The organism is Helicobacter sp. MIT 00-7814, assembly GCF_003364115.1.
Lineage (GTDB): Bacteria > Campylobacterota > Campylobacteria > Campylobacterales > Helicobacteraceae > Helicobacter_F.
This window is the reverse complement of record NZ_NXLL01000024.1, coordinates 25,132-33,229: the sequence shown is the minus strand read 5'-3', so window position 1 is coordinate 33,229 and position 8,098 is coordinate 25,132. Positions and strand designations below refer to the sequence as shown.

9 protein-coding genes and 1 tRNA gene are annotated in these 8,098 nt (G+C 42.7%); 1 reads left to right on the top strand and 9 read right to left on the bottom strand.

Annotated features, from left to right (window positions below; genetic code table 11):
- Positions 1-72: 72 nt before the first annotated feature.
- From CQA49_RS07755 to fabD, 3 genes are read right to left on the bottom strand one after another with little or no spacing between them, the layout of a single operon-like run.
- Positions 73-588 carry a histidine phosphatase family protein gene (locus CQA49_RS07755; protein WP_181882640.1) on the bottom strand — a complete coding sequence of 172 codons (516 nt, stop codon included), beginning with the start codon at positions 586-588 and terminating at the stop codon, positions 73-75.
- A complete protein-coding gene (locus CQA49_RS07750; protein WP_115575398.1) occupies positions 585-1,295 on the bottom strand; it encodes a 5'-methylthioadenosine/adenosylhomocysteine nucleosidase in 711 nt (236 codons plus the stop codon). Before CQA49_RS07750 ends, CQA49_RS07755 begins: the two co-directional genes overlap by 4 nt.
- Positions 1,296-1,316: 21 nt before the next feature.
- Positions 1,317-2,252 (bottom strand): ACP S-malonyltransferase, encoded by a 936-nt coding sequence (gene fabD, locus CQA49_RS07745; RefSeq protein WP_115575397.1) that lies wholly within the window; start codon positions 2,250-2,252, stop codon positions 1,317-1,319.
- Between the two features lie 191 nt (positions 2,253-2,443).
- On the opposite strand from fabD, the gene CQA49_RS07740 reads away from it, so the two are divergent.
- Positions 2,444-2,534: transfer RNA gene (locus CQA49_RS07740), tRNA-Ser, on the top strand.
- Positions 2,535-2,671: 137 nt separating this feature from the next.
- On the opposite strand, the gene CQA49_RS07735 is transcribed toward CQA49_RS07740, so the two are convergent.
- The 6 genes from CQA49_RS07735 to ftsH all read right to left on the bottom strand — a co-directional run bounded on the left by CQA49_RS07735 (position 2,672) and on the right by ftsH (position 8,051).
- Positions 2,672-3,406 (bottom strand): hypothetical protein, encoded by a 735-nt coding sequence (locus CQA49_RS07735; protein WP_115575396.1) that lies wholly within the window; start codon positions 3,404-3,406, stop codon positions 2,672-2,674.
- 421 nt (positions 3,407-3,827) lie between these two features.
- On the bottom strand, positions 3,828-4,049 hold the full coding sequence (locus CQA49_RS07730; protein WP_115575395.1) for a hypothetical protein: 222 nt from the start codon (positions 4,047-4,049) through the stop codon (positions 3,828-3,830).
- A gap of 48 nt (positions 4,050-4,097) precedes the next feature.
- Positions 4,098-4,769, bottom strand: coding sequence for a hypothetical protein (locus CQA49_RS07725; RefSeq protein WP_115575394.1), 672 nt, complete (start codon positions 4,767-4,769; stop codon positions 4,098-4,100).
- A 20-nt stretch (positions 4,770-4,789) separates the two neighbouring features.
- The gene (pssA, locus tag CQA49_RS07720; RefSeq protein WP_115575393.1) at positions 4,790-5,491 is read right to left on the bottom strand and encodes a CDP-diacylglycerol--serine O-phosphatidyltransferase; all 702 of its coding nucleotides are present in this window, start codon (positions 5,489-5,491) and stop codon (positions 4,790-4,792) included.
- Positions 5,492-5,493: 2 nt separating this feature from the next.
- Positions 5,494-6,099 (bottom strand): phosphatidylserine decarboxylase, encoded by a 606-nt coding sequence (locus CQA49_RS07715; protein ID WP_115575392.1) that lies wholly within the window; start codon positions 6,097-6,099, stop codon positions 5,494-5,496.
- 41 nt (positions 6,100-6,140) lie between these two features.
- Positions 6,141-8,051, bottom strand: coding sequence for an ATP-dependent zinc metalloprotease FtsH (gene ftsH / locus CQA49_RS07710; protein ID WP_115575391.1), 1,911 nt, complete (start codon positions 8,049-8,051; stop codon positions 6,141-6,143).
- Between the last annotated feature and the right edge of the window lie 47 nt (positions 8,052-8,098).

The window sequence follows — 8,098 nt, the reverse complement described above, 5'->3', positions numbered from 1 at the left end:
CTTATCAATCCCCCACCCCCAACGACGCTTTTAAAGGGTTACGCTTGCGCGTAACTGAAATTCCTTTTGATTCTAAAGATTTTCCGGTGGAAGGAGAAGTGCGATTTCAAAGCAATTTTGCAAGCCCTGCGTCTGGCTTTTGCGCATAAGCTTGATAATCGCGCCTTTTTGCACTTGGATTTGCGCGCTGTTTGTGAGATATGCTATGCAAGATTGTATATCTGGCTGATGCCCGACAAATAGCACGCTTTGGCACTTTGCAAGAGAATCTAAAATCTCAAGGTAGCCTTTTAGCCCGCAATCTGGTGCGATTTTTGAACTTGTTTCAAATGCAATCTTCACGCGCTTTTTAAGCGGCTTAATTGTTTGCAATGTGCGCTTAGCGGGCGAAGAGATGATTTTATCGACTTTATACGCAGGATTGGCAAGATATTTTTTCATAAAGTGCGCGATTTGCTTACTTTGCTTTTTACCAACCTTGCTAAGTGGGCGCGCGCTGTCACTGCGTCCTTTATGAGCTCTTGCAAACTCTGCTCTGTCCTCGCTTTGCGCGTGGCGGATGAAAATAATAGATTCTAGCTTACTCAAATCTTCACTCCTAATTCTTTGAGAATCTCGATGCTAAATTGCGCGCTCACCCTCGCTGCTTCCTCTAAAAACTCATCAAAGCTCACATCCGCGCTCCCATCGGCACTATCGCTGATTGAGCGCAAAATGCAAAATGGAATCTTAAAAGCATTACACACCACCGCCACGCTCGCGCCCTCCATCTCTACCGCGCTTGCATGAAAATTTTGGATAATCCACTGCTTTTTTGTCTCATCACAAATAAACTGATCGCCTGATGCGATGATTCCCTCCATCAGCGGTTTATTAAGCTTTTGGGCGACTTTTTTTGCGATGCTATTTAGCGCGCTATCGGCTTCAATATACACCGCGCTTTCTGGGATAAATCCTAGCGGATGCCCAAAGGCGGTGATATCCACATCATGTTGCGCGAGCTTTGTGGCGATGAGTAAATCGCCGACCTTAAGCCTAGAATCTAGCCCGCCAGCTACGCCTGTAAAGATAATGCGCTCGCATTCAAAGCGCGCTATCATCACGCTTGCCGTGATTGCCGCATGCACCTTGCCAATCTTGCTATAGGCGATAAAAAGTGTGTCGTCTTGTATGGTGATTTTGTGGAACACATTCCCGCCTAGCGCGATTTCCTCGATTTGGTAGCCTTGATTTTTAAAAAACTCCACAAGCGGCGTGACTTCCTCTATCATCGCCCCGATAATGCCTATTTTCATACTGCCCTCCTTTGAGAATTTTTAGGAATTTTGCAAAGATTGCATACATTCTTTAAGCGTGGCGGGGTTTGAGACATTGAGCGTTGGCTTTTGGCTTAGGCGCTTGTTTAAGCCCTTTAGCACATTGCCATGTCCAAACTCGATGAAACCATCGATTTGAGAATCCACCTTAATGATTGATTGTTTATAGAGCACAGGCTGAGTGAGCTGGCTACTTAGGCGTGTTAGCGCATCTTGCTTGCTTGTGTAGGTTTGCAAACTCGCATTTGAGACAATCGGCACGCTAGAATCGCCCTCTATTAGCGAATGCAAAAGTGCGTCAAATTCTGGCAGGATAGATTCTAGCATCGGGCAGTGGCTTGCCACAGACATTGGGAGCAAAAGCGCGCGTTTTGCGCCTAGGGCTTTGATCGCACCCTCAATGTCGGCTAAATCGCTTTTTTTGCCTGCCAACACAATTTGCCCATCGCCATTGTAGTTAGCGCACCATATTTTTTTGCCCTCACTCTGTCGCTCTTTACAAAATGCCTCCACAGCGCCATCTTCTAGCCCAACGACAACCATCATTCCCGCATCTTGCCCCTCGCACGCCTTTGTCATCAATAGTCCGCGCTTGTGCGTAAGCCTTATCGCATTTGCAAAGCTCACGCCACCACTTAGGCTAAACGCGCTCACTTCGCCCAAAGAATGCCCGAGCGCAATTTTAGCGCGCACATCGCATTCTTGCTTAAAAATCTCTAACGCAATCGCGCTCACAAGAAAAATCGCTGGTTGCGTGTAGGGCGTGAGATTGAGATTCTCATTTTCCTCAAAAAGCAGACTTTTGAAGTCCAAACTTAGAGAATCTGAAGCCTGCTCGAAAAGCTCCTTTGCCAAAGAGAAATTTTCATAAAATTCCTTCCCCATACCCACAGCCTGCGAGCCTTGCCCGGGGAAAATAAACGCGTAATTTTTCATGTCCTATTCCTTGCAAAAAGTTTGAAGCCCGCATTCTAGCATACTTTTGCTTGAAAGATTTTTGCGCTTGAGAGATTTTTGAGCCTCGCTAAATGCGCGGGGGTGAAATATTTGCGTTGCGTTAAGCGGTATTTTATGTTTTCTAAGTTAGAATTGCGCCCTTTTAAGGCTTAAAGGCTTTTAGATTCTTTGGACCGGTGGGTGAGTTGGCTGAAACCACGTCCCTGCTAAGGACGCATAGCCGCAAGGTTATCGAGGGTTCGAATCCCTCCCTGTCCGCCATTACTGCTATTTACTACAATCTACACAATAAACTACATTTGGCAAAGTTTTAGGATTCTATGATTTTAATAATTTTAAGTGGAAAATATTATTTAAGAAAAAAAGTAAGTCCCCGCTAAAAAGCGGAAACTTTGTTTTTAAAGAGGGAATGTTACAGGGGCACTAAATCCTATAGTATAAATTCCATCAGCATCAATCATTACTTTTTCTTTGCCACCGCTAAGATTTGTAGGCACTTCCACATTGATACCGCCAAAACCATAGCCAAACTTAAGTGCCATTTTACCTATATAAAAAGCTACATAAAGTTCTGTTTTTGAAAACTGCGGAGAATAAGTATAGCTTAAGCCTATAACAGTTGAAGGATTTTCTTTTGTGCTATCAGCATATCCAACTTCAACACCAAAAGGCACATAAAATGATGTTATGTCGCCTGCTGTAAATCCAGCTCCTGTTAAAGCACGAAGTTCAATGTTTTGGAATCTTTTAGCAACACCAATTCTTGGTCCAACTTGAAACATACTATCCGCCAATGTGCCACCACCAACCTTGTAGGTAAAAACATCTAAAGCAAAATCAAAGTCAGCCGCTATCCCCCAGCCACCTCTGCGCTCAATCCATCGGCGTGTATTGCCAATTTGCACATATTGTGTTTGCTCTTGCACGCGCAAAGTTTGTGCTTGCAAATCCTCTGCGGCTTTCTGAAGTTTTTTACCTTCATTTGCCCATTCCTCATCACTCATTTCAACAACACGACTTGAATTAGCATCCCAAGTGCTTTTATTTGTTTCTGTTTTCTGCTCGTTTTCTGCAAACAAGCCACTTACTAATGCCAACATAGCAATAAATGCTAATTCTAAATGCCTGCTCATTTTTCTCCTTTTTTAAATTTTTTAGAGTCCAGAGCAAAGGACTCTGCTAAGATAAATCAACTTTAGCTTAACAAAGTCCTTTTGGTAGATTCTCAATAAATGAGGGGGGGGGGATAAATATTTGTGTAAAACGAAAAGCATCAGATTTGTATAGATTTAAAAAACTGTAGAAAAAAATTTGCGCGCGTGAATGCGTGCGCGCAGGTTTTGTAAAAAATAAAAAAGAGTGAAAAAAAGAAAAAAGTTGATTTAAAAGATGCGAGTATTTTTTAGCAAGGAATAGGGGGGGGGGGCGTATAATTAAAAGTTCTCATTGCTTTCCTTATATTATTTTTATAGAATCAAGGCGTGGATTATAATGTTTTTTCTCTTAAATTATACTTTTCTTTGGCTCGTGCGGTTTAGAATTCGACTTTAAAATTTACACCACTGCGCCAAAAAATTTCATCGATAGCGCATAAATCGAAGTGCTAAATCCCGCAATATCCGCAAATACAAGCGCCCAAAATGCGAGATTTACCACCCTTGAATACAGCGCAAAAAAAAGACTAAGCGGGAAAAGCAAAAAGCCCCAGCCCAAATACACCCAGCCAACCAAACACAGCGCAAAAGCGATATAAAAAAATTTTTCTCTCTCTTGCATAGATTCTCCTAATGTCCTTTGAAAAAATCCATTTTTAGCGTATAAAGCCTAGTTTTTGCTGTAGTTTTGCACAAATAAATCAAAATATTCTCTCAAGTCCAAATTCCCATAATAGCGCACCTGCACGGGATTAAGCATATCTGCGGGCAAAATTTCAACAACGCCTCTTAAGCCTTCGTTGCGCTTATAGGCTTCCAAACGCGCAAAGGAGCTAAAAGTCTCACCAATCAAAATAAGATCGCTTTTGCTTTGTGGGTGGAGATTGAGCAAATCAAAGGTTTGAGAAAACTTGCAATCAAGGTTGAAAAGATAGTATTTTATCGTCTGGTAGGAGTTTTGCTCGATGAAGTCATTTGCGATATTAAGCCCAAATAATAGCTCTTTATCCTCGTTAAATTGGACAGATTGGATAAAAGATTCAGAATCTTTGGCTTTTGTGCCCTGATTTTGCAAAGAAAAAAGAATATTTAATAGCTCATCAAGTTCCACGCCAAAAATTTCTGTGCTTTTTTCAATTTGCTTGAGCGCAGATTCTCTATTTTTAAGCGTAGCGACAAGCCCATCGTTGCGCTCTTCTAGCTCTTTTGTGTAATTTGTGAGCGTGGTGATTTCGCGCTCTTTTTGAGAAAGTAGCTCTTGGAGAGAATCTAGCCTCTCTTTTAATGCGACAATTTCTTCTCTTTGCTTTTGTGTGAGTTGTGCATAGCTACTATCTACCAAACCGTAATCCTTATAAAATCCTAACTGCTTAATTTTAGCAAGATTCTAACCCTTAATACAAGCCAACGCAAAACCCCATACAGCACATACAAGCTCATCAGCGCGCAAAGCACCTCCACAGGCTCAATAAGCACGATTCCTATCAGAATAAGTAGCACGATGAAAGATTTGAGATTCCACTGCATTTTTTTAAAGCTCGGGTAGCGCACATTGCTTACCATTAAGATACTGACGATAAATGCGCCCAAAAGAAGCAAGTATTTGTATTCTAAAAAAATCTTATGTTCCAAATCTACCAAAATCCACAACACGACAAAAATCGCTGCTGAAGGGATTGGCAAGCCGATGAAAAAATTTGGCTCGCTAGAAGTTGTGATATTAAAGCGCGCTAGTCTAATCGCGCCAAAAATCACAAAAAACGCAGAAGTCACCTCGCCTATGCGCGAAAAGCTAGAGCCGACATAAAAATACAGCAAAATTGAAGGTGCCACGCCAAAAGCCACAATATCCGCTAGAGAATCAAACTCCACGCCAAACTTACTCGAAGTATTCGTAAGTCGCGCCACGCGCCCATCTAGCCCATCTAAAAGCATCGAAACCACAATAAACCAGCAAGCAAAGCTATACAGCCCCTTTGAAGCTGCCATTATACTTAAGATTCCAAGGAAAATACTGCCTGCGGTGAAAAGATTAGGAAGGATATAAAGAGGGCTTATTTTCATCTTTATAGCTCTCCTATCACGCTATTGCACGCGCTGACTTTGTCGCCTATGCTTACCTTTAGTTCCGCGCTTTTTGGCAAATAGATTTTTGTAAGTCCTTTTTTCATAAAGCCTAGACGCTCGCCACTTGCGAGGTTAGAATCTGCATAGATTCTAGAATTACTAAAAAATTCTGGGAAAAACTCAAGGCGAAAATCTTGTTTATCTTTCCACGCAAGACTAAAAGAAGCATTTAACATACGCTTTTTATCAGAATCTGCAAAGCAAAGCGTAAGTCCGCCAACTTTTTTCAAACTAGCGTGCAAAATATCGCTAGGTGCGCGCACCACACCCACATCAAAAAAGCGCGTGTAAATCTGCACGCATACATTTTCTTCTAAAATATCAATATGGCGCACAATACCATCTACCGGGGAAAGGAAAGCTTTAGGTTGGTTTTTTGCAATGCGTTCTGGATTGCGAAACATAAAAAGCCATAACACAAAAGCTAGCAAAAAAATCACGCCCAAAACTTCCCACTCAAAAAACACACATACCAAAAACAGCGCCCCTAGCACAATCGCGCCAAACCAACCTTCTTTTGCAATAATTTGGATATTTGCATTCATTTTTAAGCCTCCTTTTTCTAGCTTTTTTTAACTCTTGCCCTCTAGTCCTCTTGCGCCTGCAAAGGCACGAGACGCGATTGCATACCTTGCTCTTTTTCGTAGTTTTCTATGATCTCACGCACAAGCGATCCATCAATTACTTCTTTTTCGAGCAATTCCTTTGCCATCGCCTCAATCGCGCCTCTATACAGCTCAAGCGTCTTTTTGACATGCTCATGGCGCTCATTAAGCATTTTTTGAATGTAAGTATCCATTTTGCGCGCAGTCTCTTCGCTAAACTCACGCGCAGAGCCACCGCCACCTAGGAAATTACTGCGTCTTGTGTAATCATCTAGCACCATAAGCCCGCTTACATCGCTCATTCCATAATACACAATCATATTTTTGATAATGCCTGTCGCACGGCGCAAGTCATCAGACGCACCATTTGAGATTTCGCCCAAAAAGACTTCCTCCGCACTACGCCCGCCAAGCAAGACATCGATTTCAGCTATCATCTCATGGCGTTGTTGTAAATGCTTGTTTTCCTCTGGTGTGTGAAGTGTGTAACCCAAAGCACCCATTCCGCGCGGAATGATTGAAACCTTATTCACGCGATTTGCACCCTCTGTGAGCTCACCCATCAGCGCATGCCCGCTTTCATGGTAGGCGACGATTTCTTTTTCTTTTGGCGAGATTCTGCGAGATTTTTTCTCTAAGCCTATCATCGTGCGCTCCATCGCCTCTTTGAAGTGCTTTTGTGAGACTTCTTTTTTATTCTCACGCCCTGCTAATAGCGCTGCTTCATTGACGATATTTGCCAAATCCGCGCCCGCAAGCCCTGCGCTAAATTTCGCAATTTCTTGCAAATCCACATCGCGCGCGAGGCTGACATTTTTGATATGCACTTTGAGAATCTCCACGCGTCCATTGAAATCTGGCGCATCAACAAGCACCTGCCTATCAAAGCGTCCCGGGCGCAAAAGCGCTGGATCTAGCACTTCTGGGCGGTTGGTAGCGGCTAGCACGATGACAGGGGCATTTTCAGAGCCAAAGCCGTCCATTTCAGCCAAAAGCTGATTAAGCGTTTGCTCCCTTTCATCATTGCCACCCACCATACCACCGGCGGCACGGCTTTTTCCGATTGCATCAATTTCATCGATGAAAATAATGCTCGGTGCTTCTTTTTTTGCCATTTCAAACAAATCACGCACCCTGCTTGCACCTAAGCCTACAAACATTTCAATAAAGCTACTTCCGCTCATTGAGAAAAACGGCACATTCGCTTCTCCTGCCACAGCCTTTGCAAGAAGCGTTTTACCTGTGCCCGGTGGTCCTACTAAAAGCACACCTTTTGGGATCTTCGCCCCTACAGCAGCGTAGCGCTCAGGATATTTGAAAAAACCCACAATCCCCACACCCTCTTCTTTTCCCTCTTCATTCCCCGCCATATCATCAAAGCTCACTTTTGGCTTTTCAGCATTTACGAGCTTTTTTGAGCTTCCGATGCCAAACATTCCGCCACCCATGGACTTTTGCATTCTGCTAGCGATGAAAAGCCAAATAGCAATGATGATGAAAATTGGCAAAAGCATATTAATCATATCTGTGAAAAAGTTAGATTCACTAAAGCCGCTATATTCGATACGCTTTTCATCTAAAAGCGCGGTGAGATTTGGGTCAGCCACGCGCTTTGCCACATAGAGAATCTTTGGCGAACTGCTTGAAGACACCGCCTTAATAATCGTCTGTCCGATACTTACAGAATCCACCTCTTTATTTTTAATAAGCTGTTTTAGCTCATAATAGCTCACTTCTCTATTTATCGCACTTCCACCCAAGCGCTCACTCAAAAGATCCCCTGAAGGAGAAAAAAACTTAAACACAATCATTAAGCCGATAACTAAAAGTGCGAAAGTTAAAAATGGATTCTGTTTAAATGGTTTTTTATTGTTATTTTGATTTTCTTGCATTCTATCTCCTTAATTTTGCTCCTTATTTTGCTCCCTAATTGCCCTTC